26 protein-coding genes are annotated in these 23,915 nt (G+C 64.8%); 6 read left to right on the top strand and 20 right to left on the bottom strand.

The features are described from left to right. Positions 1–5: 5 nt before the first annotated feature. From K323_RS0114235 to K323_RS0114225, 3 genes are read left to right on the top strand one after another with little or no spacing between them, the layout of a single operon-like run. Complete coding sequence (locus tag K323_RS0114235; protein ID WP_026851668.1) at positions 6–986, top strand: branched-chain amino acid ABC transporter permease; 981 nt, start codon at positions 6–8, stop codon at positions 984–986. Then, the gene (locus K323_RS26220) at positions 976–1,887 is read left to right on the top strand and encodes an ABC transporter ATP-binding protein (RefSeq protein WP_051147371.1); all 912 of its coding nucleotides are present in this window, start codon (positions 976–978) and stop codon (positions 1,885–1,887) included. The genes K323_RS0114235 and K323_RS26220 overlap by 11 nt, the downstream gene beginning before the upstream one ends. Beyond that, complete coding sequence (locus K323_RS0114225; RefSeq protein ID WP_022885947.1) at positions 1,874–2,653, top strand: ABC transporter ATP-binding protein; 780 nt, start codon at positions 1,874–1,876, stop codon at positions 2,651–2,653. The genes K323_RS26220 and K323_RS0114225 overlap by 14 nt, the downstream gene beginning before the upstream one ends. 62 nt (positions 2,654–2,715) lie before the next feature. Here the strand turns inward: K323_RS0114225 and K323_RS0114220 are convergent, their stop codons facing one another. The 7 genes from K323_RS0114220 to groES all read right to left on the bottom strand — a co-directional run bounded on the left by K323_RS0114220 (position 2,716) and on the right by groES (position 9,463). Then, a complete protein-coding gene (locus tag K323_RS0114220) occupies positions 2,716–3,687 on the bottom strand; it encodes an FKBP-type peptidyl-prolyl cis-trans isomerase (RefSeq protein WP_022885946.1) in 972 nt (323 codons plus the stop codon). Positions 3,688–3,819: 132 nt separating this feature from the next. Further along, positions 3,820–4,653, bottom strand: a complete 834-nt coding sequence (locus tag K323_RS0114215; protein WP_033373204.1) for a hypothetical protein — start codon at positions 4,651–4,653, stop codon at positions 3,820–3,822. Position 4,654: 1 nt separating this feature from the next. After that, positions 4,655–5,704 (bottom strand): hypothetical protein, encoded by a 1,050-nt coding sequence (locus K323_RS0114210; protein ID WP_022885944.1) that lies wholly within the window; start codon positions 5,702–5,704, stop codon positions 4,655–4,657. A gap of 108 nt (positions 5,705–5,812) precedes the next feature. Next, positions 5,813–7,114 carry an ABC transporter substrate-binding protein gene (locus K323_RS0114205; protein WP_022885943.1) on the bottom strand — a complete coding sequence of 434 codons (1,302 nt, stop codon included), beginning with the start codon at positions 7,112–7,114 and terminating at the stop codon, positions 5,813–5,815. Positions 7,115–7,240: 126 nt separating this feature from the next. Beyond that, positions 7,241–7,975: an ABC transporter substrate-binding protein gene (locus tag K323_RS0114200; RefSeq protein WP_084697334.1), complete on the bottom strand. Its 735-nt coding sequence runs from the start codon at positions 7,973–7,975 to the stop codon at positions 7,241–7,243. A gap of 85 nt (positions 7,976–8,060) precedes the next feature. After that, positions 8,061–9,059: an EamA family transporter RarD gene (gene rarD / locus K323_RS26215; RefSeq protein WP_022885941.1), complete on the bottom strand. Its 999-nt coding sequence runs from the start codon at positions 9,057–9,059 to the stop codon at positions 8,061–8,063. 107 nt (positions 9,060–9,166) lie between these two features. Beyond that, positions 9,167–9,463, bottom strand: a complete 297-nt coding sequence (groES, locus tag K323_RS0114190; protein ID WP_022885940.1) for a co-chaperone GroES — start codon at positions 9,461–9,463, stop codon at positions 9,167–9,169. Between the two features lie 197 nt (positions 9,464–9,660). On the opposite strand from groES, the gene K323_RS0114185 reads away from it, so the two are divergent. Continuing rightward, on the top strand, positions 9,661–10,860 hold the full coding sequence (locus K323_RS0114185; RefSeq protein ID WP_022885939.1) for a class I SAM-dependent methyltransferase: 1,200 nt from the start codon (positions 9,661–9,663) through the stop codon (positions 10,858–10,860). Positions 10,861–10,866: 6 nt separating this feature from the next. Here the strand turns inward: K323_RS0114185 and K323_RS0114180 are convergent, their stop codons facing one another. From K323_RS0114180 to glmS, 9 genes are all read right to left on the bottom strand, one after another. Further along, the gene (locus tag K323_RS0114180; protein ID WP_157509446.1) at positions 10,867–11,280 is read right to left on the bottom strand and encodes a hypothetical protein; all 414 of its coding nucleotides are present in this window, start codon (positions 11,278–11,280) and stop codon (positions 10,867–10,869) included. A gap of 114 nt (positions 11,281–11,394) precedes the next feature. Next, the gene (locus tag K323_RS0114175; RefSeq protein WP_022885937.1) at positions 11,395–11,976 is read right to left on the bottom strand and encodes a DUF4190 domain-containing protein; all 582 of its coding nucleotides are present in this window, start codon (positions 11,974–11,976) and stop codon (positions 11,395–11,397) included. Positions 11,977–12,208: 232 nt separating this feature from the next. Then, entirely contained in the window at positions 12,209–13,369 is a 1,161-nt protein-coding gene (gene tsaD / locus K323_RS0114170) for a tRNA (adenosine(37)-N6)-threonylcarbamoyltransferase complex transferase subunit TsaD (RefSeq protein WP_051147370.1), read from the bottom strand. Beyond that, positions 13,335–13,853, bottom strand: a complete 519-nt coding sequence (gene rimI, locus K323_RS26210) for a ribosomal protein S18-alanine N-acetyltransferase (RefSeq protein WP_033373199.1) — start codon at positions 13,851–13,853, stop codon at positions 13,335–13,337. Before rimI ends, tsaD begins: the two co-directional genes overlap by 35 nt. Further along, positions 13,850–14,512 (bottom strand): tRNA (adenosine(37)-N6)-threonylcarbamoyltransferase complex dimerization subunit type 1 TsaB, encoded by a 663-nt coding sequence (gene tsaB, locus K323_RS0114160; protein ID WP_022885936.1) that lies wholly within the window; start codon positions 14,510–14,512, stop codon positions 13,850–13,852. The genes rimI and tsaB overlap by 4 nt, the downstream gene beginning before the upstream one ends. 4 nt (positions 14,513–14,516) lie before the next feature. Continuing rightward, on the bottom strand, positions 14,517–15,092 hold the full coding sequence (gene tsaE / locus K323_RS30260) for a tRNA (adenosine(37)-N6)-threonylcarbamoyltransferase complex ATPase subunit type 1 TsaE (RefSeq protein ID WP_281170165.1): 576 nt from the start codon (positions 15,090–15,092) through the stop codon (positions 14,517–14,519). A gap of 2 nt (positions 15,093–15,094) precedes the next feature. Continuing rightward, on the bottom strand, positions 15,095–16,243 hold the full coding sequence (gene alr / locus K323_RS30255) for an alanine racemase (RefSeq protein ID WP_026851664.1): 1,149 nt from the start codon (positions 16,241–16,243) through the stop codon (positions 15,095–15,097). Then, complete coding sequence (locus K323_RS0114145) at positions 16,237–16,593, bottom strand: holo-ACP synthase (RefSeq protein ID WP_022885933.1); 357 nt, start codon at positions 16,591–16,593, stop codon at positions 16,237–16,239. Before K323_RS0114145 ends, alr begins: the two co-directional genes overlap by 7 nt. A 67-nt stretch (positions 16,594–16,660) precedes the next feature. Further along, complete coding sequence (gene glmS / locus K323_RS0114140; protein ID WP_022885932.1) at positions 16,661–18,511, bottom strand: glutamine--fructose-6-phosphate transaminase (isomerizing); 1,851 nt, start codon at positions 18,509–18,511, stop codon at positions 16,661–16,663. A gap of 34 nt (positions 18,512–18,545) precedes the next feature. On the opposite strand from glmS, the gene coaA reads away from it, so the two are divergent. Beyond that, the gene (gene coaA, locus K323_RS0114135; protein ID WP_022885931.1) at positions 18,546–19,499 is read left to right on the top strand and encodes a type I pantothenate kinase; all 954 of its coding nucleotides are present in this window, start codon (positions 18,546–18,548) and stop codon (positions 19,497–19,499) included. A gap of 13 nt (positions 19,500–19,512) precedes the next feature. Here coaA and glmM read toward each other — a convergent pair whose 3' ends face one another. From glmM to rplM, 3 genes are read right to left on the bottom strand one after another with little or no spacing between them, the layout of a single operon-like run. Further along, positions 19,513–20,874: a phosphoglucosamine mutase gene (gene glmM, locus K323_RS0114130; RefSeq protein ID WP_022885930.1), complete on the bottom strand. Its 1,362-nt coding sequence runs from the start codon at positions 20,872–20,874 to the stop codon at positions 19,513–19,515. A 24-nt stretch (positions 20,875–20,898) separates the two neighbouring features. Then, entirely contained in the window at positions 20,899–21,384 is a 486-nt protein-coding gene (gene rpsI / locus K323_RS0114125) for a 30S ribosomal protein S9 (protein WP_022885929.1), read from the bottom strand. 54 nt (positions 21,385–21,438) lie between these two features. Beyond that, positions 21,439–21,885: a 50S ribosomal protein L13 gene (gene rplM, locus K323_RS0114120; RefSeq protein WP_022885928.1), complete on the bottom strand. Its 447-nt coding sequence runs from the start codon at positions 21,883–21,885 to the stop codon at positions 21,439–21,441. Between the two features lie 273 nt (positions 21,886–22,158). On the opposite strand from rplM, the gene K323_RS0114115 reads away from it, so the two are divergent. Beyond that, positions 22,159–22,566, top strand: coding sequence for a hypothetical protein (locus tag K323_RS0114115; RefSeq protein WP_157509445.1), 408 nt, complete (start codon positions 22,159–22,161; stop codon positions 22,564–22,566). A 16-nt stretch (positions 22,567–22,582) separates the two neighbouring features. Here K323_RS0114115 and K323_RS0114110 read toward each other — a convergent pair whose 3' ends face one another. Continuing rightward, positions 22,583–23,812, bottom strand: a complete 1,230-nt coding sequence (locus K323_RS0114110; RefSeq protein ID WP_022885274.1) for an HNH endonuclease signature motif containing protein — start codon at positions 23,810–23,812, stop codon at positions 22,583–22,585. Positions 23,813–23,915: the final 103 nt, after the last annotated feature.

Here is a 23,915-nt window from a genome sequence, read left to right as displayed (position 1 = left end):
ACATGATCGACTGGGGAGCAATCTTTGGAAACGCAGCCGTCGAGCTGATCAGCCCGACCACTGCCGCATACGCCCTCGCCGCACTCGGCCTGGCAATTCACTTCGGTTACACAGGCCTGCTGAACTTCGGGCAGGCCGGCTTCATGGCCCTCGGCGCATACGGGTATGCGATCTCGATCCTCACCTTCGGGTTCCCTGTCTGGGGCGCCGTGCTGGTGGGTATCGGGGCATCCGTCGTCTTCGCCATCGTTCTCGGTGTGCCGACCCTGCGGCTTCGCGCCGACTATCTGGCGATCGTGACGATCGCGGCGGCGGAGATCGTGCGGCTGCTGTTCACCACCAACACCTTCAACTCGGTGACCGGTTCAGCCAATGGCCTGAGCGGCTACAAAACCGAATTCGCAGCCCTGAACCCGATTCCAGACGGAACGTACGGCTTCGGTCCGTTCGAGTACAACGCCTACGACTGGTGGCTGCGTATCGTCGCCTGGTCCGTCGTCATCCTGGCCTGCCTGCTCACCTGGCAGCTGATGCGAAGCCCGTGGGGCCGCGTTATCAAGGGCATCCGTGAAGACGAGGATGCCGTGCGAGCGCTCGGGAAGAACGTCTATTCATACAAGATGCAGTCCCTGATCCTCGGTGGTGTCTTCGGCACCCTTGCGGGCATGATCTTCGCGCTGCCGCGTGCTGTCGTGCCGTCGAATTACCAGACGTCGCTGACGTTCTTCATCTACGCGATCCTGCTGCTGGGTGGTGCGGCCACGATCCTCGGCCCGGTGATCGGCTCGATGATCTTCTGGGTGCTGTTGTCGTTCTTCTCCGGGTTCATCGCCCGCGCAGTCGAAGCCGGCTGGCTGCCGTTCATGTCGAGCATCCAGGCCGGACAGCTACGGTTCATCCTGGTCGGCGTTGCGATCATGCTGATAGTGGTGTTCAGACCGCAAGGCATCTTCGGGAACAAGAAGGAGTTGGCCTTTGTCAAGTAACATCGTGCCCACCAGCAAGCCGGTCAAGTCGACCGGGCTGCACATCGGTGCGGCTGAGCCCGGTTGCGCCAAACGCGACCCGATCCTGGTGGCAGACAAGGTCAGTCGTTCCTTCGGCGGCCTCAAGGCCGTCGACGTCGATCATCTCGAGGTACCCCGCGGGGCCATCACCGCGCTGATCGGACCGAACGGAGCCGGCAAGACCACGCTGTTCAACCTGCTCACCGGTTTCGACAAGCCAGACACCGGAACCTGGACCTTCGAGGGCCGATCTCTCGGCGGAGTGCCGGCCTACAAGGTCGCGCGCATGGGTCAGGTTCGCACTTTCCAGTTGACCAAGGCCCTTGGCCTGCTGACCGTCATGGACAACATGTTGCTCGGCGCAAAGGGACAGGATGGGGAGAGCCTGGTCAAGTCTGTGCTGCCCTTCCTCTGGCGGGGGCAGGAAACGGCGAACGAGGCGAAGGCGCTCGAACTCCTCACCAGATTCAAACTCGACACCAAGAAAAACGACTACGCGGCCAGCCTCTCCGGCGGGCAGCGCAAGCTCCTCGAGATGGCTCGTGCGCTGATGAGCGACCCGACGCTGGTGATGCTAGACGAGCCGATGGCCGGTGTGAACCCCGCACTGACGCAGTCACTCCTCGACCACGTCCTGAACCTCAAGTCAGAGGGCATGAGCGTGCTGTTCGTCGAGCATGACATGCATATGGTGCGTCACATCGCCGACTGGGTGGTCGTCATGGCAGAGGGCCGTGTGGTCGCTGAGGGCGATCCCTACGAGGTCATGCAGAATCAGGCCGTGATCGACGCGTACCTCGGCAAGCACCACGACGAAGATCTCGGTGAGGACACCGAGAACGTTGAGGCCATGAAGGAGCTTCTCGATGACGAACTCTAGCCAGACGCCGGCATCCGCCCCCGCAGCGGTGTCTACCAAGGCTGCCGTGGTCGAGGTCGACGACATCACCGCCGGCTACCTGCCCGGTGTCAACATCCTCACCAAATGCTCATTGACGGCGTATGACGGTGAACTCATCGGCATCATCGGCCCGAACGGTGCAGGCAAGTCAACCCTCCTGAAGTCGATCTTCGGCCTGGTGAAGGTTCGCGAAGGCCAGATCAGGCTGCGCGGAGACGACATCACCAACCTGAAGGCGAACAAGCTGGTCACCAAAGGGGTCGGCTTTGTGCCGCAGACCGAGAATGTGTTTCCGACCCTGACGATTCAAGAAAACCTGGAGATGGGCATCTTCCAGAAGCCGAAGGGCCTGTCGGAACGCCTGGAGTTCGTCACCGAGATCTTTCCCGAGCTGAAAAAGCGCCTTGGCCAACGAGCGGGCTCTCTCTCCGGCGGCGAGCGGCAGATGGTGGCCATGTCACGGGCACTCATGATGGGGCCGCACGTGCTGCTGCTCGACGAGCCGAGCGCCGGCCTGTCCCCCGTGCGCCAGGATGAGGCGTTCCTGAGGGTCAAGGAGATCAACAAGGCCGGTGTGACCACCATCATGGTCGAGCAGAACGCACGCCGCTGCCTGCAGATCTGCGATCGCGGCTACGTTCTAGACCAGGGCCACGATGCCTACACCGGCACCGGGCGCGAGTTGCTGAACGACCCGAAGGTCATCGGCCTGTACCTCGGCACGCTCGGCCAGGACGACGACTGAGCGCGTCCACAGGCCGCGTCGGCTGAGGCCGCCGGCAGGGTGCGGCGCGGAGTACGGCGACGCTACTTGCCTGCAGCCTTGGCGTCGAGAATCTCGATCACGAATACGAGGGTCTGACCGGCCAGCTCGTGGCCGGTGCCCTCTTCGCCGTATGCATCCTTCGGCGGGATGGAGACCACGAGCTTCGAGCCGACCTTCTGGCCGACCATCGCGGCGCCGAAGCCGGGGATGACGCCCGTGGTGGCGAACGTCGCCGGCTCTTTCCCGTAGCTCTGGTCGAAGATCTCGCCGGTGTTCCAGCTGGTGCCCTGGTAGTTGATCGTGACGCTGTCGCCGTCGCCCACCACTGCTCCGTCGCCCTCTTCGAGCACCGCGAGCAGCAGCTCGGCAGGCGGCTGGGCACCGGGAAGGGTGAGCGTGGGGGGCTCCTCACCGTTGAACACGACCTCAGCGGGGTTCTCTTTCCATTCAACGGGGGTCACGGGCGCGACCGTGTCGATCACGTCGGTGACGATCACTGCTGGATCACCTGCGGCGAGTCCGAGCTGCTCGTTGCCCGCCCCTTCAAAGAGGCTGGCAGACGGCACAACGGTGACAACACGCGATCCGACCGGCACGCACTCAAAGCCCGCGAGGAAGGCCTCCAGGATCGTGTCATCGCCGACCGGCATCGACGCCGGCTGGCTGAAGGTGCTCTCGCCAGACGTTCCGTTGAAAATAGTGATCTGCACATTGACGGTGTCGCCCGCCGCGGTGACCTCGCCGTCGCCGGCGCTGGCGATGGTGCGCTCGAGCTCCTTGGCCTCAACGGGCGCGGTGAACTCGGCGGTCAGCGCTTCAGCGCCCAAGTCACCGGTAACAGTGACATCATCACTGGCCGCGCCCGATGGGTATTCGGTGCAGGCAGCGGCGTCGGCCGAGGACTCGTTCTTCTTCTCGTCGCCGGAGCCGCCGGCGCAGCCGACCAACACCAGTGACGATGCCGCAATGAGTGCCAGGGGCGCACCACGGCGCGCGGAAGTCAGGAAAGTCATGGGGAAGGGATCTCGTTTCGCTGTAGCGGACGTGCACAGTCTGCCGGGTGCACCTATCAATAGTCTGGGAGTGAACTGTGCGGCAAGCACAGAGATAGGCCCCGACCGCCCTTCGTTGCCGATAGCCCAACGTCAGGTCGATTGCCCGCCCTTTGCCAAGATCATCTCGAATCGACCAAGAAATTGCCCAACTGCGACAACGGCGTCGAGCGCATGCACCTCGATTGGCTCGACGGGATTGGTCTCGTGAGCAGCGGTAGCGTAGGCAGAGGCGGCGTCTCCCCGAACATCTTCGAACATCCTGCACGCGGCACGGACGTTACCTAGAGCAATCGAGCTGCTTGAACTGGCGCTCGCCTTGGCAGCAGCAAATGCGATATCGATCTCGCCTCGCAGCGAATGCACCACTACATATGCGAAGTCATAAAGGTCCTTCTTCAAGGTACGAATGACAACGGCGGAGGCTTTTGCGACAAGATAGCCGCCAATGTCCGCAGCGAGCGCCTGCCGTCCGCCTATGTGGATGTGCTGAGTTGCCATGAATACAACCTGAGGACCGGACACATTCATGGCGCCAAGGCAATGAGCTCCCGGAAGAGCGAGTTCCTGCCCCTTGTTATCCGTGACGTCCACTAAGAAGTCGACAAGGACGACGAAGCCCTCTATCTTGATCTCCCAGCGCCAACCAATATTTGGCTTGTGCTGCGCGAATCCGGCCCCGAGAAGTGCTTGTTCAAGCCAACCAAAGTCTTGCTCATCACGATCGAACACGAGTGCCAGGTCAAGAACAACGTCTACATCCGTGGTGCCTTGGTGCGGCTCTGCTTCGCCTACGAGCCGTTCTGGGAGCAAACCCCCAATGAGAATCAGCTTGTCCCAATGGTCTCCTACGGCATCCAGAAGTCGCGCGAACGCACGTTCGGCGCGAGCACGAGATTCCCGCGATCGCGGTACTGGTGTGTTCATGTCAAAACCCAATCGCAGTCTCGCGCAGATGGGCGGCCGCCTCTTCTCCCCGACTAGATTCACGCAACAGATCAGCATACGTACGTACCGGCGATGCGAGGCGAAACCCGTCGACCGTTCTCGACTGCTGGACAATGTGTGGCCCCGCCCACAACACTTTCAGGCGCCCGGCGCCCGGCGCAAGTGTCAACCCAATCCGCCGGAGCCGGTCTTCTCGGGCCCGCAAAGTCATCTCGTCAGGTAGATAGCAACGTATCACGCCGATTTCTGTCGAGAATGGCGCGAGCCTATCTGCTGCGAAACGACCGCTGAAGACTGCTGCCTCAAACTCGGAAGCTATCGCAAGGCCAAGTTGGATGGGGTCACGGGTCAATGAGTGGTACTCGGCGACCTGCTCATGGACAACCGCTTCGTGAGCCGCCCATGCGTCGAGCATCGGCCCGGGTGCTACAAGCTGGCGTATTGCGCTCCTCCCCCTTCGGGACCCCACCTTTTGCGTCCAACCCTCGCGGTCGAACGTCGTTAGCGCGTTCGAAACCGAGCCCGCCGATCGATACGACTCACTGCTCAATTGACCGACGCTGGGGACGAGAATGCCGTCATAGGTATCGTCGCGAAGCCGTGCCCTATTGAGTACTGTCTCTGCGATCGTCGCGAGTGAATTTGTCCAGTTGACAGCGCCACGACCGCGCGGCCGTGGCGACCGCTTTGGATCCTTGACAACCCATATGGTTCCCAACACAAGGTTGGCCGCCCCGTCAGCAGATGCCCAGGCTATTCCCTGCTCACCGAGAATGCGTTGCGCGCCCTCCGACATGGCTTCTGCGGTGATGACGAGAGCTTTACGGTTCCCGGAGATTTTGGTGAGTGCGCGCTCTATGTCTCGGGGAAATCCAGCGCCAGCCCATGCAAGATCGACCAATATCGGTGTGTGCCCTGGCACATTGATCGTCACGCCCGCGACGTCTGTTCTTTCATCCTGAACTATCTCGACGCCCGCTGGTAGGGCATCAGCCAGGACGGTTAGCGCCTTTTGTTCAGGATTCCGCATTTATTCACTGTACAGTGAAAAAAGGGCAAACGCTGAATAATCACCGACGGGTAGGAAACGAGGTGAGGGGCCCGGCATTGCCGGGCCCCTCACCTTTCACGACTGCTACTAGTTGATGCGGGCGTAGGTGTTGTCTGCGCCGTACTGGTAGATACCGATGGTCGCCTCGGTCGGGTCGCCGTTCTCATCGAACGTGATCGGACCGGAGAAACCGTCCCAGTCGACCTGCTCGCCGGCCTTCAGGAGATCTGCGGCCTCCGTGAAGTCGGTGACGGTCTTACCATCACCGGTGCCACCTGATACCTGCTGCAGGTACTCTGCGATCTTCTCTCCCGAGACATCGTTGGCAGCGTATGCGGCCAGGGCGATCAGCATCACGGCGTCGTAGGACTCTGCTGCGTAGCTGTAGTCCTGCAGGCCGGGATCCACCTCGAGCAGGCGATCGGTGAAGTCACCGAGCGTGCCCGTGTCGAGACCGGGCAGCGTGCCCTTCGATCCGTCAACGAGTCCGGGTGCGAAGTCCGCACTGTAGTCGGACAGGTTGCCGTCGACGAAGTACAGCTTGTCGCCCGGGTAACCTGAGCCGACCAGCTGGGGAACGACGACCTTGGCCTGGTCGAAGGTGATCAGCGCGATCGCGTCAGGGTTAGCTGCCGTGACCTCGGAGATCTGAGAGGCGAAGTTCGAGTCGCCCTCATTGAACAGCGACGTCGCGACGACCTCTCCACCGGCGGCTTCGAACGCCGTCGTGGTGTATTCGGCCAATCCCGTTCCGTACGCGTCGTTCAGGACGATCAGCCCGAGGGTGCTGTTTCCATCTTCGGCGATCAGATTGCCGAGCACTTCACCCTGCAGGACATCCGACGGGGCGGTACGGAAATACAATCCGTTGTCGCTGTAGTCAGTGAACTCCGCCGAGGTGTTGGCCGGTGAGAACTGCACGACGCCGGCACCCGTGATCTGGTCGATCACGGTCTTCGACACCCCGGAGGACGCCGCACCGACGATCGCAGAGACATCCTGCGAGAGGAGGTCGGTCACGGAGACCGTTGCGGTGTCTGTCTGCGTGTCACCGGAGTCGCGGAAGATGGCTTCGACATTGATGCCAAGACCCGCGTCGTTGATGTCTTTCACTGCCAGGGCCACGCCGGCCTCTTCTGGCGGGCCGAGGAACGCCAGGGCGCCACTCTGAGGGAGGATCGTGCCGATCTTCAGGGTCAGATCGCGGTCACCTGCCTCGATCGGGTTAGCATCTCCGCTGTTCGCGGCCGGTGCATCCGTCTCATCGGCGGGTGCATTTGCTCCGCCGCTGCATCCGGTGAGGAGAAGTGCGCTGACGCCGAGCATGGCGACGCCAGTGACGACTGCCCGGACTGAGCGGGAGGCCGGGGCCTTCGCGAATACGCTCATGTTGCTCCTTGGGACTAGGAATCGATAAATCACGGCAGCCGACTGACTGCCGTTCTGTCACAATATTCACAGGAGCGCCCGGTTACAAGGCGACAGCGTAACAACCCGGTAAACCGTCCCAAATCGTTACGATCCTGTTTGGCCGTTCGCGCGCTGGTAGCCGATCGTTCGACCGTCATCCTGCGCCGCACGGCACTGGCCCCAGGATGGGCACGAAGTGTCGCCGCGGGACACCGTCGTGAGTGCGTGCTCGACCGACGCCCCGCCGTCGTCACCGGCCTCGGTCGCGGCAAGCGCCACCAGCACCACGGCGTCGTAGGCCTGCGCCCCACCGGCTCCATCCGAGAGCCCTGGGTCCTCCATTCGCAACCGCACGGTGAAGGTGTCGTCGCCCGCCACGCTGCCCGTTTGTGCTGCCAGATCCGCCAGCGAGACGATGACAGCACCTGCGGCGGTGACGGATGCCGCGGCATCCGTCGGCGTCGGAGTGTTCAGGTCCCAGAGAATCACGTCGACTCCGCGCGCAGCGAGGTCGGCGATGGCGGCCGGCACATCACCGACGGAGTTGCGGTGGATCAGCTCGATCGGCTGCCCGAGCACGCCGCCTTCCCGATCGATCTCCCTCGCTGCCACCTCGGTTCCTGCGACCTGGGCTGCGCCACCGGCAGCGGCGTCTCCGGTCATCGGGAAGAGCGTGCCGATGCGGAGCACCCCGTCTCCGGTCGGCACGATCGTCGGCTGCACAGTCGGCGTCGGGGTGGGGGTGGGGGTGGGTGACACTGGGGCACAGGCGGTGAACGCAGCAGCGCTCATCAGGGTCACGAGTGCGATGACCACTGCGGTCGGCCTCTGGCGGGGCATCCGGTGTCCTCTCGCTGTGCGTGCTGCTGTTGCGACACCTGCTGCTTCGATCAGGCTGCGGCGCGGCACCGAGCGTAGCGCCAGATCAGGTCGGTTCGAGGGATGCTCGCCGTGGTGCGCGTCCAGAAGCGATCATGTCGGCCGTCAAGATGACCAGTGCCACCCAGACCAGCCCGAAGCCGATCCACCGTTCGAGTGGCATCGGCTCCCCCAGGATGAACACGCCGACGAGGAACTGCAGCACGGGGGCGAAGAACTGCACCAGGCCCAGTGTGGTGAGCGGAAGCCGGCGGGCCGCTGAGGCGAAGAGAAGCAACGGTACGGCCGTGACCACGCCCGCAGAGAGGAGGCCGACCGTGTGCCAGGGAGAGACCGTTCCGAAGGTGAGTCCGGAGATGCCCGCAACAACGATCAGCTGGACGATCGCTACCGGGGCCAGCCACGCCGTCTCGAGGGTGAGACCGGTGACCGCATCGACCTCTCGGCCGACGCGCTTCTTGATGAGTCCGTAGAAGCCGAAGGAGAAGGCGAGGACCAGCGAGATCCACGGCAGCGACCCGTACCCGACGGTGAGCACTACAACGGCGATCAGGCTGATTCCGATTGCAATCCACTGCAGGCGCCGCAGCCGCTCGCGAAGCACCAGAACGCCGAGGAAAACGGTCACGATCGGGTTGATGAAATAGCCGAGCGCCGCTTCGACGACGTGCCCGCTGAGCGCGGCGAGAACATAGGTCTGCCAGTTGATGAAGATCAGGACGCCGGCGAGCCCCATGATCCAGACGATGCGTGGCTTGCGCAGGACCGCCAGGAACGGCCGCCAGGTGCGGGTGACGACGATCAGCAGAACGCAGAAGACCAGGGTGAACAGCACCCGCCAGGCGACGATCTCGAACGGACCGGCCGGAAGCAGAAGGAGGAAGTACAGGGGAAGGATGCCCCAGAGCCCGTAGGCGAGAACGGCGTAGATGAGTCCTGAGCGGTGTTCGCCCCCGTCTGCGGGGTTACGACCCGGTGCGCCCCCATCTGAGGAATCTCCCGGAGAATCGCCCGGGGAAGCAACGGGCGCGGGGTCGACGGGCATGATCTCAATGCTAAGACCTGGCGGTTCCCTCAACCGACCCGGCGATTAACGAACGGATCCCGGTCGGCCAAGCCGTCCGGGATCCGTTCGTCGAGTTGTGGTGCGTTCTAGCGCACGATCACCGCGAGGACATCGCGAGCCGAGAGAACGAGCAGGTCGTCCCCGCCGAACTTGACCTCGGTTCCGCCGTACTTGGAGTAGAGCACCTTGTCGCCGACGGCGACGTCGAGCGGCACGCGGTTGCCGTTGTCGTCGATGCGGCCGGGGCCGACGGCGACGACTTCGCCCTCCTGTGGCTTTTCCTTCGCGGTGTCAGGAATGACCAGACCAGACGCAGTGGTCTGCTCTGCGTCGACCTGCTTGATGACGATGCGATCCTCGAGCGGCTTGATGGAGACCGACACGGTTGACCTCTTTCTTGACTAAGACTTGTCTTGACTAAGACTTGATTAGCAGACTCACGTCGAGAGTGCTAAATCGAGTTTAGAGCGATTCTGGCACTCATGCAATGTGAGTGCCAGAGGTGTGATCGCAGAGGGTGTGATCGCAGACGTTGTCATCGCAGACAAAGTCACCGGCCACGGGTTGGTAGGTTTGCGGGATGGAACGCGGAGAGCTCGTCGAGCTGTTATCACCGACCGGACTGGCTCTACTGGATTCCCTTCCGCCGTACACCGATGCGGCCGACGTCGTGCGGATGGTGAGTGATCTCAGGAAGGCCGGGCATTCACCCGGGCTGGTCGCCGCCGTTCTCACCCAGTCGAAACTCCGGGCGAAGGCGGTCTCCAAGTTCGGAGAGTTCGCCAGCCGCATGCTGTTCACCCAGGCCGGACTCGAACAGGCCACCAGGCTGCGGGTGGCCGCGCTCCACGCCGGCCGGTTCCTGGGCGCCGGCATCGGCCGGGTCGCTGACCTCGGGTGCGGGATCGGCGGGGACGCCATGTCCATGGCGGCCCTGAACATCCAGGTCGAGGCCGTCGAGGCCGACGAGGTCACCGCGGCCATCGCCAGCTACAACCTCGCGCCGTTCGCGGGCACCACTGTGGTGCATTCCGACGCCCGCGACGCGGATCTCAGTGGTGTCGACGGGTTCTGGTTCGACCCGGCCAGGCGCACCTCTGGGCATTCCAACACCACCAGGTTGAACCGTCCAGACGAGTACTCGCCGCCCCTCGAGTGGGTGTTCGAGATGGCAAGCAGGGTTCCATCCGGCGTGAAGCTGGGCCCCGGCCACGACCGCGAGCAGCTTCCACCCGACGCTGAGGCGCAGTGGGTCTCCGTCGACGGCCAGCTTGTGGAGATGGCGCTGTGGTTCGGCCCGCTTGCCCGCGCAGGCGTGCGTCGTTCAGCACTGCTGCTGACTGCCGACGGCGTACGCGAGCTCAGCGCGGAGGCTGACAGCCAGGATGCCCCAACCGGCGAGATCGGTGAGTACCTGTACGAACCCGACGGCTCCGTCATCCGTGCCCGTCTCATCGGCGACCTGGCCAGGTCGATCGATGCGCGCATGCTCGACAACTCGATCGCCTATCTCACGACCGACCGTCTGATCCTGACCCCGTTCGCCACGGCGTTCCGCGTGCTCGAACGGTTGCCGACCGATGAACGCAAGCTGCGATCCGCCCTGCTGGAACGAAAAATCGGCACCCTGGAAATCAAGAAGCGGGGCGTGGATGTCGACCCGGCAGCATTGCGCACCCGGTTGCGGTTGAAGGGCACAAAGTCAGGCACTCTGCTGCTCACCCGCGTCGGTGGAAAACACATCACCCTGCTGGTGGAGCGGATCGTTCCAGAGCAGTAACGACAGTCAGTAGTCCGGTGTCGACCCGAGCACGGCGATGAAATAGAGCCAGCCGGCCGAGATGACGAGGCCGAAGAGCCCGGTCGCTATTCCCCACCCCCACCGCGATCTCGCGGTGGGCTCGACGGTGCGAGCGATGAGCCCGAGCGCCAGCGCGCCGAGCGACAGTGCTCCGCCCCAGACCCAGACGATGGAGACCACCAGGCCGAGCAACCCGATGACGAGGGATACGGTCGACAGGCCCCTGCGGGCGGCCAGCGCCTTCAACTCGGCATCGGTGTAGACGTAAGGCACCCACTCCGTGGGAGCCGTCACCGTCGACTCGTATGCGAGCTGCCCGTCTGGCGGGGCGCTGCGCGTGGTCAGGTCGACGGGTGGCAGGTCTGCCCGACCGTCTGCGCCTGACTGCGTCTCATTCATCTGTGCCTCATCGATCTGCGGCTCTCCGTGGGAATCGCCGCGGGCGTTGCCTGATGGCAACGCCCGCGGATGAAAGCATGCTCTTCAGCGTGTGCTGACCTGAGCCTGTGCTGCCTAGTAGGTGTACGAATCCATTGTTCCGATGTTGGCGAACACGACACCCCACAGGATGAAGCTGAGCAGCGCGGCCGCGAGGCCGACGAAGCCGGTGATGATACCGGTGAGCCAGAATCCCTTGGCCTCTGGCTCCTTCTTCTTGCCCATGAAGCCGAGAACTACGGCGGCAGCCGGGATGAACAGGCCGAGAATGCCGCCGACGAACGGGAAGAACACGACCGGGCTTCCCAGCACACCGACGATACCGGCGATCATCGAGATCAGGCTGAGCACCGGCTGCTTCTTGGCGGGAGCACCCGTGTATGCATTGCCGGCCGGTGCACCATAGGCGGGTGGCGGCGTCGGGGAACCGTACGCCGGAGGAGGCGTCGGTGCACCGTATGCCGGAGGAGGCGGTGAAGCCGGAGCGGCCAGCGGGTCGCTTCCCACGCCTGCGCCACCTTCCTCCACACCGTTGCCGGGCGCGCCCGCGGCGTTCTCGGTGCCCGGAATCTCGGGCACCTCTGGAACCTGTGGTACATCGGGAACCTGCGGTACGTCGGGAACCTTCGGGGTCTCCGGGGTGTTTGGATCACTCATGAGTGGTCATTCCTTTCCACGCCTGCGGCGCTGGGTAGCTGGTGGTGGACGCGCCTGGATTCGAGACCGTGATGAAAATCGTGCCAGTCATTATTTGACTCCTTCATGAAGCCAGAGATGCGGCGGTGCCATAGTGGCACCCGGACTCACGGGGTGTCAATCACCATGGACGCATCCTTCCCCCTCCGCCAGAATATCTGCTTTCCTGCCCAGATGCGCCAGTGACCGGGTATTACACCTGAATATCGGTGACCGGGAGGGTCGAATCTGCGCCGAAATCGAGCGTGGACGGCGCGTGGCCGGCCATGATCAGCTGCGCGCCGAGGGCAGCGATCATGGCACCGTTGTCGGTACAGAGAGGTAGCGGCGGGATACGCAGGGTGATGCCTGCGGCATCCGTTCGCAGGGCGGCCAGCGCACGCAGGCGCCGATTCGCGACCACGCCCCCGCCGAGGAGCAGGCGCGGCACGCCCAGGTCGGAACAGGCTGCGACCGCCTTGGTGAGCAGGATGTCAACCACCGCCTCGCGAAAACTTGCGGCGACGTCGGCGCGGGGAACCGGCTCTCCGGCATCCTGGCGCTGCTCGACCCAGCGGGCGACCGCGGTCTTGAGCCCAGAGAACGAGAAGTCGTAACGGTGGTTGACAAGGTCTTTCGGCTTGCTGAGCCCGCGAGGAAAACGGATGGCCCGTGGATCGCCGCCCTCCGCCGCCCTGTCGATCTGGGGGCCGCCCGGGTAAGGGAGCCCGAGCACGCGGGCGACCTTGTCGAAGGCCTCCCCCGCCGCGTCGTCGATGGTTTCGCCCAGGAGCTCAACGTCGGAGACCAGGTCGCGCACGAGGAGCAGCGACGTGTGGCCACCGGAGACGAGGAGGGCGATGGTCGGGTACTCGAGTGGTTCGTCCTGCTCGACCTCCCCGTCGCCCTGGGCGTCGGCTCCCAGGCTGTCAGCCCTCTGCCCGCTCACCCTGAGCAGATCAGCACCGACGTGCCCGACCAGGTGATTGACCGCATAGATCGGCTTGTCCAGCGCCACGGCGAGCGCTTTTGCGGCACCGACGCCGACCATGAGTGCACCAGCCAGCCCAGGGCCGCTGGTGACAGCGATGGCGTCGAGGTCATCGAGGCTGATTCCGGCCTCTGCGACGGCGGCGGTGATGGCGGGAACCATCTCTTCCAGGTGCGCCCGTGCCGCCACCTCAGGCACCACTCCGCCATACCTGGCGTGTTCTTCCATCGATGAGGCGATCGTGTTGGACAGCAGCCGGGTGCCGCGAACGATGCCGATTCCGGTCTCATCGCACGAGGTCTCAATGCCGAGAACCAATGGTTCTGCCGTGTTCACTCGTGATCCCCGTTCATTCACACTCTTCGGTTGCCTCTGCCGCGGCATCCGTCGCCAATGTGGTCACCGGTTCGTCGATCCTGGCCCGCATCACGATCGCGTCGACTCCGTCTGGCTGGTAGTACCCGCGGCGAACCCCGACGTCTTCGAAGCCGAGGCGGGCGTAGAGCCGCTGCGCTTCCGGGTTGTCTGCGCGCACCTCGAGGAACACCTCGCGGGCACCGCGTTTGCGGGCTTCGGTGATCAGGCTCTGGATGAGGGTACGTCCGAGTCCGCTTCGTCTGGCAGACGGAGCGACCGCGATTGTCTGGATGTCGCCCTCCACAGCGCCTGCCGGTGCGAGCAGGCCGGCGTAGGCCACGATGTTCTCCGGCTCGTCTGGCGGGAAGGCGACGAGGTAGTAGCAGGACGGGTCGGCGATATCCCTGGTCATCATCCCGTTCGACCAGGCGTCGTTCACGAAGATGCTCGTCTCCAGCACCATGATGGCGTCGACGTCACGCTGGCGGGCGCGGCGGAGCTGCCAGGTCACGAGCTCACCCGCTTCGGGCCGGCCGACAACGTGACGTCGGGGGAACGAAGGTAGAGCGGCTCATCGGCAGGGAACGGATGCCCGGCAGCGAACGTCAACTCTGCAACCATGCCGAGTGCGCCGGCCGGAACGGTGGCTGCGTCGAGGCGGAGGAGGCCTGCGTGCCCGAAGGACTGCTCGTCAAGCGCTGCCGGGCGTGACAAGGCCGGCCCGTCAGTCCGCACGGGAAGGCCGTCCTCGTCCTGGCCGCTGTAGGCCGACCAGTAGACCTCGCGACGCCGCGCGTCGGTGACCACCAGCAGTCCGGGTGCCTGCCGGGCGTCTGCGGCGCTGAGTTGGTCGACGTGGCTGAAGCGGCTGAAGGCGATGGCGTCGTGGCTCACCACGGGAACCAGCGGCTTCCCGAGGCCGAGTGCGAAGACCCTGGCTGCCGCGATGCCGACCCGCAGGCCGGTGAACGGCCCTGGTCCCATGCCTGCCGCAACGCCCGAGAGTGAGGCGCGCGTGACATCCGCTTCGGCCAGGCATTCCTCGATCAGCCGGCCGATGACCTCTGCGTGCCGCCTGGTGTCTGCGACACTCCGCTCGCTCAGCACGCCGCCGTCCCGGTCGACGACCGCGACGCTCGTTCCGGCGGAGGTATCGATGGCGAGAAGCACGGCTTCAGCCTACGGCGCTGTCGGCCCAGCGCGGGCCGTGCGCGGCGATCGTGACGGTGCGCGGCTCGTCGGCATCGAGGTCGAGCCGCGTGTCGAGGTAGAGGCCCGTGTCGGGGGCGATGCCTGTCACGGGGTCGGAGCCGACGTCTGCAGCGGCATCCGTCGCCTTCGCCTCCCCAGCCGACTCGGCTGCGCCGGTCGGGCGCTCGATCTCGATATCGAGCCACGAGTCGGTGATGCCATCGAGCAGACCGCGTCCCCATTCGACCACCACGATCGACCCGGCGAAGTCGATGTCGAGGTCGTCGAGTTCGACAGCACCGGGCAGCCGGTAGGCGTCGACGTGCACCAGGGGCGGGCCGCCAACGGTACTCGGATGCGTGCGCGCCAGCACAAAGGTCGGGCTGGTGACCGCCCCACGCACCTTCAGCCCTGCGCCGAGGCCGCGCGTGAACGTGGTCTTGCCCGCGCCCAGCGGCCCGGTGAGCACCACCAGGTCGCCGGCGCGAAGCTCGGCGGCGAGATCGATGCCCAGAGCATGCATCGCCTCCGGGTCTGGGATCTCCAATCGGCGAGTCACGATCACGGCGTGGTGCCGGCAGGCGGGTTCAGGTACGTGCGCGGAACCCGGTTGCCGATGCGGGTCACGATCTCGTAGTTGATGGTGCCCGCTGCCCGCGCCCAGTCTGTGGCTCCTGGCGCGCCGGTGGCCGGGTCGCCGAACAGCACAACATCGTCGCCGACGGATGCCGTGTCGTCGCCGAGGTCGACCACAAACTGGTCCATCGCGATTCGCCCGACCAGCGGCCTGGTGCGCCCGCCGAGGCGCACATGGGCGCGTCCGGAGGCCTGGCGTGGCACCCCATCCGCATACCCGAGCGGAACCAGCGCGAGGTTTGAATCGACCGGGGCGCGCCAGGTGTAGTCGTACGACACTCCGGCACCGGCCTGCACCCGGCGCACGGCGGCGACGCATCCGCGCAGGGTCATAGCCGGGGTGAGGCCGAGGTCGGTTTCGGTGGCGGCAGTGACGTCGGAGTCGAACGGCGAGAGTCCGTACATGGCGATTCCGAGCCGCACCATCTGAAACCGGGAATCCGGCAGGCGCAGGGCCGCAGCGGAGGCGGCCAGATGGGTGAGGTCAGGCCGCAGTCCGACCGCGCGCGCGAGAGCGATGCCCCGCGTGAAGCGATCAACGGCCTCGGCGTCGTCCTCCGGTGAGGCGTTGGAGAGATGGCTGAAGACACCCCGCACGCGCAGGTGCCCGGCCTGTTCCAGCTCGGCGGCCCGGGTGAGCACTGGCGCCCATTCCGACTCGTGAACGCCGTTCCGGCTGAGGCCGGTTTCCAGCTTGACCTGAACGGCAGCAGGGCGACCGAGTCTCTCTGCAGCATCCGTCACCTGGCGCAACTGGTCGGCAGACGACACACCGATGTCGACACCGGCCGTGATCGCGTCGGCGAAGTCGGTCTCTGGGTCGTGCAACCAGGCGAGGATGGGCACGGTGAGTCCCGCGTCACGGAGCTCGATCGCCTCCTCGATGTCGGCAACACCCAGCCAGTCTGCGCCACCGGCGACGGCTGCCCTGGCGGCCTGCACGGCGCCGTGGCCGTATCCGTTCGCCTTGACGACCGCCATGGTGTGCGCGGTGCCGATCGCGCGGCGCAGGTGTTCGACATTGCGGGTGATGGCGGCGAGGTCGACGACGGCCTCTCGGAAGGCGGTCACGATTCGCCCTCTGCAACCACAAACGCGCAGGCGACTCCGGCGTCGTGGGTCATGCTGAGGTGCACGCTGGTGATCCCCCGTGTCCTCAGCGCCTCGAGGGCCTTGCCGTGGAGCCGGAACTCGGGGTTTCCGCCGGCGTCGTTGATCACCTCCAGGTCGTGCCAGGTGACCTCGAAGCTGTCGCCGAGGGCCTTGATCAGGGCTTCCTTGGCCGCAAACCGGGCAGCCAGGGAATGCGGACGCAGCTCTCGTTCGCTCTCAGCGAACAGGCGTGCGACCAGGCCGGGCGTCCGCGCGATCTGCCGCTCGAAGCGGGCCAGATCGACGATGTCGACGCCGATTCCCTTGATCATGAGCTGTGTTCGCTCACACCGTGTTTGCTCACACTGTGCTCACTCGACTGCGCCTACTCGACCGTGCTCACTCGACCGTGACCGACTTGGCCAGGTTGCGAGGCTGGTCGACGTCGAGCCCTTTGGCGACGGAGAGCTCCATGGCGAAGAGCTGCAACGGCACGACGGCGAGCAGTGGCTCAAACAGCGGCGCGGCAAGCGGGATGTGGATGACGGTGTCAGCGAACGGAAGCACCGCGGCATCCCCCTGCTCTGCGATGGCGATGACCCTGGCACCACGTGCGCGGATCTCCTGGATGTTCGAGACGACCTTCGGGTGCAGGTGGGCAGAGCCGCGCGGGCTCGGAACAACCACGAAGACCGGCTGGCCGGGCTCGATGAGCGCGATCGGCCCGTGCTTGAGCTCACCGGCCGCGAACCCCTCCGCGTGGATGTAGGCGAGCTCCTTGAGCTTCAGCGCACCCTCTAGTGCGATCGGGAACCCGACGTGACGACCGAGGAAGAGCACCGCCCTGGTGTCCGACATCCAGGTGGCCAGCTGGCGCACCGTGTCGCCCTGCTCGAGCACGGTCGCGATCTTATCTGGAATCGCCAGCAACTCGGCGGTCTGCTCGGCGAGACCGGCCGCGTCGAGCGTGCCGCGCACCCGCGCCAGGTGCAGCGCGAACAGGTAGAGCGCCGCGATCTGGGCGACAAACGCCTTGGTCGACGCCACAGCGACCTCTGGCCCGGCGTGGGTGTAGACAACAGCATCCGATTCGCGCGGGATAGTCGCACCCTGGGTGTTGCAGATCGAGATCGCCTTCGCCCCGGCCTCCCTGGCGTACTTCACGGCCATCAGCGTGTCCATGGTCTCGCCGGACTGACTGATCGAGATCACCAGAGTGTCATCGCTGAGCACCGGGTCGCGATAGCGGAACTCATGGCTGAGCTCAACGTCGACGGGAATCTGCGCCCACTTCTCGATCGCGTACTTCGCCGTCTGGCCCGCATAGGCCGCGGTCCCGCAGGCGATGATCACGATTCGACGGATGCCGGCGAGCACCTCGTCTCCGAATTCGGTCAGTTCCGGAACAACGACGACCCCGTCGCTGATGCGGCCTCGCAGGGTGTTGGCCACGGCATCCGGTTGTTCTGACACTTCCTTGGCCATAAAGCTCGACCAGCCGCCCTTCTCAGACGCCGAGGCGTCCCAGGCGATGTCGAACTCTTCGGTCTCGACCGCGTTGCCTGCGAAGTCGGTGACGACCACGGCATCCGGGGTGATGGTCACGATCTGGTCTTGGCCGATGGCAACGGCGCGGCGGGTGTATTCGACGAATGCCGCGACGTCGGAGCCGAGGAAGTTCTCACCATCACCCAGGCCGATCACGAGCGGCGAGTTGCGGCGGGCGCCGACCACGACGCCGGGCTGGTCCTGGTGCACCGCAAGGAGGGTGAAGGCACCGTCAAGGCGCTCGACGACGGCGCGGAACGCAGCAGCGAGGTCACCGGTGCGCTGGTACTCCCGGCCGAGCAGAACAGCCGCCACCTCGCTGTCTGTCTCGCTCTCGAAGGTAAAACCCTCAGCGAGGAGTTCGTCTTTGAGGGGAGAGAAGTTCTCGATGATGCCGTTGTGGATGAGCGCGAGCCGGCCGTTGTCCCCGAGGTGCGGGTGGGCGTTCTCGTTGTTCGGTGCTCCGTGCGTCGCCCAGCGGGTGTGGCCGATTCCGGTGCTCCCATTGTTGATCGGGTGGGCGTCCAGTTCGCCGGACAGCATGGCCAGCTTGCCGGCTTGCTTCGCCGTGTTCAGGGCGCCGTCGTCGTCGATGACGGCGATGCCAGCGGAGTCGTAACCCCGGTATTCGAGTCGGCGGAGACCGCCCATGAGCACTTCGAGACTCTTGCTGTCTCCGACATATCCAACGATTCCGCACATGGAACACGATTTTAGTCGGACTAAGCTTGGGGGAATGTCCGAGCCTGCCCCGAACCAGGAATCGAACGGTCACAGCACCCCGTTCGTCGAGCTGTCCCGGAGCGACTGGGCCGCGCTCGCCCCGACGACACGCCTCCCGCTCAAAGAGACTGAGATCGTGCAGTTGCGCGGGCTGGGCGAGCCTCTGGAGCTATCAGAGGTGACGGATGTCTACCTGCCGGTCAGCAGGCTCCTGAACCTCTACGCCGCGAGCGCGATGAAACTGCACAAAGCGACCAGCGACTTCCTCGGCGAGCGCGCAAAGCGTACCCCGTTCGTGATCGGTGTCGCTGGGTCGGTGGCCGTCGGCAAATCAACCATCGCCCGCCTGCTGCGCGAGCTCCTGGCACGCTGGGAAGACACCCCGCGGGTGGAATTGGTCACCACAGACGGTTTCCTGTTCCCGAATGCGGAGCTGGCGCGCCGCGGGCTCATGGAGCGCAAGGGCTTCCCTGAGTCCTACGATCGCCGGGCGCTCCTGCGGTTTGTGACCGAGATCAAGAGCGGAGCAGCAGAGGTGCGTGCGCCGTTCTACTCGCACCTCAGCTACGACATCGTCTCCGACGCCCAGGTGGTCGTGCGTCAGCCGGACATCCTGATCGTTGAAGGCCTGAACGTGCTGCAGCCGCCCGCCCCTGGGCATGGCCTGTCGGTGTCTGACCTGTTCGACTTCACCGTCTACGTCGACGCCAGGACGAGCGACATCGCCCGCTGGTACGAGGAGCGGTTCCTGAAGCTGCAGCGCGGCGCCTTCAGCAATCCGCAGTCTTACTTCCATCGCTATTCGACACTCAGCGAAGACGAAGCCAGGGAACGGGCCGGCAGCATCTGGCGCAGTATCAACGAGCCGAACCTTCTGCAGAACATCCGCCCGACCAGGTCAAGAGCGACGCTGGTGCTGCGCAAAGACGCCGATCACTCGGTCTCGAAGGTGCTGCTGCGCAAGTAGGAAGCCAGCTGGCTCAGTTCGCGAGGCGCTCGCGCACGATCTCGGCGAGCGCGTTCGCCAGCCGGTCTGCGGTCGCCTGGTCTGCCGCCTCCACCATGACGCGCACCATCGGCTCAGTGCCAGACGGGCGCAGCAGCACTCGACCGGTGTCGCCGAGTTCCGTTTCCGCGTCGGTGACGGCCTGCGCGATGACCTCGTCTGAGTGCAGCGCGTGGTGGTCGACCCCGCGAACGTTGACGAGTATCTGCGGGTACACCGTCATCACGGAGGCAAGCTCGGCGAGCGACTTGCCGGTACGGGCCATCTCAGCGACCAGGTGAAGCCCGGTCAGGATGCCGTCGCCTGTCGTCGCGTACTTGGTCATGATTACGTGGCCGGACTGTTCCCCACCCAGTGACAGCCCGCCGGCGCCGAGCGCTTCGAGCACGTACCGGTCGCCGACTTTGGTCTCCACCATACGGATGTCGTTGTCTGCCATGGCCTTGCGGAGGCCGAGGTTGCTCATCACCGTGGCGACGAGCGTGCGATCGGTCAGAACGCCGCGCTCCGCCATCGACACAGCCAGAATCGCCATGATCTGGTCGCCGTCGATGATGTTGCCGTCTTTGTCGACGGCCAGGCAGCGGTCGGCGTCGCCGTCGTGGGCGATTCCGACGTCTGCGCCGTGCTCGAGTACGGACTTGGCGAGGTTGTCGAGGTGGGTCGAGCCGACACCGTCGTTGATGTTGATGCCATCGGGCTCTGCACCGATCACGGTGACTTTCGCACCGGCATCTGTGAACACCCTCGGCGAAGCGCCTGCCGCTGCCCCGTGCGCACAGTCGAGCACAACGTGGATGCCGGCGAGGGGGTTCGGCAGGGTGCCGAGCAAATGCACAATGTAACGGTCTTCGGCATCAGCGAACCGACGGATGCGTCCGACATCGCCGCCGATCGGCATCAGCACGTCACGATCAAGGTATGCCTCGATGCGGTCTTCGACCTCGTCGGGGAGCTTTGTGCCCCCGAACGCGAAGAACTTGATGCCGTTGTCTGGTGCCGGGTTGTGGGAGGCAGACACCATGACGCCGAAGTCAGCGTCGATGTCCGCGATCAGGAACGCTGCAGCCGGGGTCGGGATGACACCGGCATCGAGAACGTCAACACCGGAGCTCGCCAGGCCGGCCGCGACGGCCGCAGAGATGAACTCCCCTGACACGCGCGGATCGCGCGCGACGACGGCCACGGGGCGACGCCCCTGTGAACGCCGCAACTCGGCGCGTCGGCCCTGGGTAAGGACAGAGGCGCTTGCCTGGGCGAGTCCGAGGGCCAGGCCAGCCGTGAGTTCACGGTTGGCCAAGCCCCGGACGCCGTCCGTGCCGAATAGTCGTGGCATATCGTGCCGGTACCGGCTATCGACCTAGCGCTTGGAGAACTGGGGAGCCTTGCGGGCCTTCTTGAGACCGGCCTTCTTGCGCTCCTTGACGCGAGCGTCACGGCTGAGGAATCCGTTCTTCTTCAAGATGGCGCGGTTGTTCTCTTCGTCGATCTGGTTGAGCGCGCGGGCGATGCCCAGGCGCAGGGCACCGGCCTGGCCGGAGGGGCCGCCGCCGGTGATGCGGGCGATCACGTCGTAGCCGCCGAGGAGGTCGAGCACCTTGAACGGGTCGTTGATGAGCTGCTGGTGCAGCTTGTTCGGGAAGTAGTCTGCGAGCTCACGGCTGTTCACCGTGATGGTGCCCGATCCCGGAACAAGGCGCACGCGGGCGATGGCCTGCTTGCGGCGGCCGACGGCGGCTCCCGGTACGTTGAGGACGGCGCGGGGCGCCTTGGTCTCGGCTTCAGCGGGAGTCTCTGTCGAGTAGCTCTCCGGAGCCGCGTCAATCTGGTCTGCGATCTTCGCCACGATGGTGTGAATCCTTTGTCTGAGGTTCTAGTGAGTCGAGAAGTCTGGTTGTCGCTACTGAGCGACCTGGCCGAGGGTGTACGGCTTGGGCTGCTGCGCGGCGTGTGGGTGCTCTGGGCCTTCGTAGACCTTGAGCTTGGTGAGCTGCGCACGGCCGAGCGAGTTCTTCGGCAGCATGCCGCGAATCGCCTTCTCAACCGCACGGGTGGGGTGCTTCTCGAGCATCTCGGCGTACGTGGTGGCCGTCAGGCCGCCCGGGTAACCGGAGTGGCGGTAGGCCTTCTTCTGGTCGAGCTTGGCGCCCGTGAGGGCGATCTTCTCGGCGTTGACGATGATGACGAAATCTCCCATGTCCATGTGGGGGGAGAACGTGGCCTTGTGCTTGCCGCGGAGGAGAACGGCGGCGTGGCTGGCGAGACGGCCGAGCACGATGTCGGTGGCGTCGATAACGACCCAGTCGTGCTGGACTTCGCTTGCCTTGGGGGTGTAAGTGCGCGTCACAGTGATGCTGCTTTCTTGTTCGAACGGAGGTGTTCGTGAATCCCGCTCCGGGCGTGTTCTCATGAGGAGAACACAAACGATGGAGGGCTCACGTTCGCATGCCTGGCTGCAACGCACAGGCACCAAGGGTCTATAGTACGGGATCCGCGGTGTTCCGCGCAATTCGCACCGGTGTCCCGGATCAGAACGATGACCGATATAGGTGCAGCCGTGTCTCAAGCCACTATATTTCAGGTGTCACCCGCCAGTGAGCGCCGCAGAACGGAACCCGCCTTGAACGACGACCGCGCCTACCCGAAACGACGCCCACCGCTGGGGACAGTATGGGCGAGCGCCTTGCTGATCATGGGTGGGGGGCTCTTCTTGATTCCGCTCGTCTTCACATTCCTCGCGAGCCTGGCGCGGTCTTCCGCGATTGATCCGCGGCTGGTAGCGCCGCTCTTCGCCACCGCGGCAGCAGGAGTAGCTCAGCTTGTCGCGGCACGAGCGTCATGGCGCGGCGAATCGTGGCCGCGAGGATTCCTCTTGGGCCTGGTTACCGCCGAAGTGGTGGCTTTGATATTCGGTTACACCTTCGCCATCCTCGGACTGATCTTCGCTGGGACGGCCGCAGGATTGCTGTGGCGATCGGACGCGCGCCGGTACTCGGCAGCGGCTTTTGACGCTCCTCGACATCGGTAGCTGGGGCCGTGTCGTTTTAGAAGGGTGCCGCCTCCGTGGTGACCGTGAGGCCGGTCGGTGTGGTGATGGAGACTCGACCATTCGGGAGGCGTTCGTAGTCGAATCGGCTGAGGTTCTTGCGACGGTTGCTCTTTTCGCAGAGCGGGAACAGGTTGTCTTCGTTGGTTCTGCCGTTGTCACGTACCCATTCTTCGAGATGGTCGACATCGGTGTCGTCGACGGCCCGGTTGCAGGTGGGATCGATGCAGTTCTCGAAGCGAAACGCGATCCAGTCCTTTTGCGCCTGGGTGGGGCGGTAACGTTCGCGGTCGTAGGTGAGCTTCTCACCGGTGAACGGGTTCGTGGCCACGCGCCTGAACGAGGGTGCCTCGGCGAACAGCCGGGCAGCGGAGTCGCGGTCGATGGTGCCATATCCGCGTAGTTCGATCGGCTCGTCTCCTCCGCCGATCATGGATAGCAGCGGCACAAGCAGCACGGGCCGCACTTTCGCGGCCGTTGGCGTGCCGTCACCCGCGAGCCACGCCGCGGCCAGATCGGCACGAATCTGGTCACGTGAACGCCAGTTGGAATCTCCGACCTTGGTCTTCTTCTGTTCTGCGCGGGAGGTGGCGTTGAGGCGGGACACGATACGAACGGCATCTGGTGCTGACAGGAGCGCGTGCACCCATGCCATGCCGTTTTCTGCCGGTTCCATCCACACGCCCCTGCCTGCGAACGCGCGAGCGTGTCGGGCTTCGGCGGGTTCCTCGTGCAGCTTCTCCTTCGCCCGTCTGGCACGTGCCCGGAACGCGGCCGGTGTGAGGGTTCCAGCCGGTTCGGCGAGCTGCTCATCGAAGAGTCGCACTGCGGTGTCGTCGTCCCAGCCGCTCAGCAGGTCGAGTGCCGCGCCGACATGCGCCGTCGTTGTCTCGCCTGCCGCGAATACGGCGCGCAGCCGGGGCAGCCGGTCTTCGAGTAGCTGCGCGCGGTGGGCCAACGTACGCACCTGACCTGCGGAGAGGTGAAGACGCAGGCCAGCGTCGAACGCCGCCGCTTCCTCGGCCAGCTCAAGCGCATCCCGCCCAGTAAGCCCTCCGGAACGCAGATAGACGTGCGGGTTCGCCCGCGCGAGCCGCATCAGCTCAGCGAGCGACGCCCACAACCGCGCCTGTGCCCGATTCGTCTCGGACTGCGAGGCCGTGGCTTCATCGAGGCGATCGAGGATCAAATCGAATCCGGTCGCTACGGTCTTGCCCGGTATTAACACGGCGGGACGTTTTCGTACAGGCACTTCTCATACAGACACTTCTCGTGCAGGGACGGCAAACGCATCCTGACTCCAGATCTCATCTCGGCACGAGTGACTCTGA

Origin of the sequence: Glaciibacter superstes DSM 21135 (genome assembly GCF_000421145.1) — a bacterium.
Classification (GTDB): Bacteria; Actinomycetota; Actinomycetes; order Actinomycetales; family Microbacteriaceae; genus Cryobacterium; species Cryobacterium superstes.
Note: the sequence above shows the minus strand (reverse complement) of the source record. Positions and strands in the feature narration are given on the sequence as shown.

What these genes read in the sequence shown, in the direction of transcription:
- K323_RS0114225 (WP_022885947.1), top strand. Translation starts at nt 1,874, where the DNA reads ATGACGAACTCTAGCCAGACGCCGGCATCCGCCCCCGCAGCGGTGTCT.
- K323_RS0114220 (WP_022885946.1), bottom strand. Translation starts at nt 3,687, where the DNA reads ATGACTTTCCTGACTTCCGCGCGCCGTGGTGCGCCCCTGGCACTCATT.
- K323_RS0114215 (WP_033373204.1), bottom strand. Translation starts at nt 4,653, where the DNA reads ATGAACACACCAGTACCGCGATCGCGGGAATCTCGTGCTCGCGCCGAA.
- K323_RS0114210 (WP_022885944.1), bottom strand. Translation starts at nt 5,704, where the DNA reads ATGCGGAATCCTGAACAAAAGGCGCTAACCGTCCTGGCTGATGCCCTA.
- K323_RS0114205 (WP_022885943.1), bottom strand. Translation starts at nt 7,114, where the DNA reads ATGAGCGTATTCGCGAAGGCCCCGGCCTCCCGCTCAGTCCGGGCAGTC.
- K323_RS0114200 (WP_084697334.1), bottom strand. Translation starts at nt 7,975, where the DNA reads ATGCCCCGCCAGAGGCCGACCGCAGTGGTCATCGCACTCGTGACCCTG.
- rarD (WP_022885941.1), bottom strand. Translation starts at nt 9,059, where the DNA reads ATGCCCGTCGACCCCGCGCCCGTTGCTTCCCCGGGCGATTCTCCGGGA.
- K323_RS0114185 (WP_022885939.1), top strand. Translation starts at nt 9,661, where the DNA reads ATGGAACGCGGAGAGCTCGTCGAGCTGTTATCACCGACCGGACTGGCT.
- K323_RS0114180 (WP_157509446.1), bottom strand. Translation starts at nt 11,280, where the DNA reads ATGAATGAGACGCAGTCAGGCGCAGACGGTCGGGCAGACCTGCCACCC.
- K323_RS0114175 (WP_022885937.1), bottom strand. Translation starts at nt 11,976, where the DNA reads ATGAGTGATCCAAACACCCCGGAGACCCCGAAGGTTCCCGACGTACCG.
- tsaD (WP_051147370.1), bottom strand. Translation starts at nt 13,369, where the DNA reads ATGCCGCGGCAGAGGCAACCGAAGAGTGTGAATGAACGGGGATCACGA.
- K323_RS0114145 (WP_022885933.1), bottom strand. Translation starts at nt 16,593, where the DNA reads ATGATCAAGGGAATCGGCGTCGACATCGTCGATCTGGCCCGCTTCGAG.
- glmS (WP_022885932.1), bottom strand. Translation starts at nt 18,511, where the DNA reads ATGTGCGGAATCGTTGGATATGTCGGAGACAGCAAGAGTCTCGAAGTG.
- coaA (WP_022885931.1), top strand. Translation starts at nt 18,546, where the DNA reads ATGTCCGAGCCTGCCCCGAACCAGGAATCGAACGGTCACAGCACCCCG.
- glmM (WP_022885930.1), bottom strand. Translation starts at nt 20,874, where the DNA reads ATGCCACGACTATTCGGCACGGACGGCGTCCGGGGCTTGGCCAACCGT.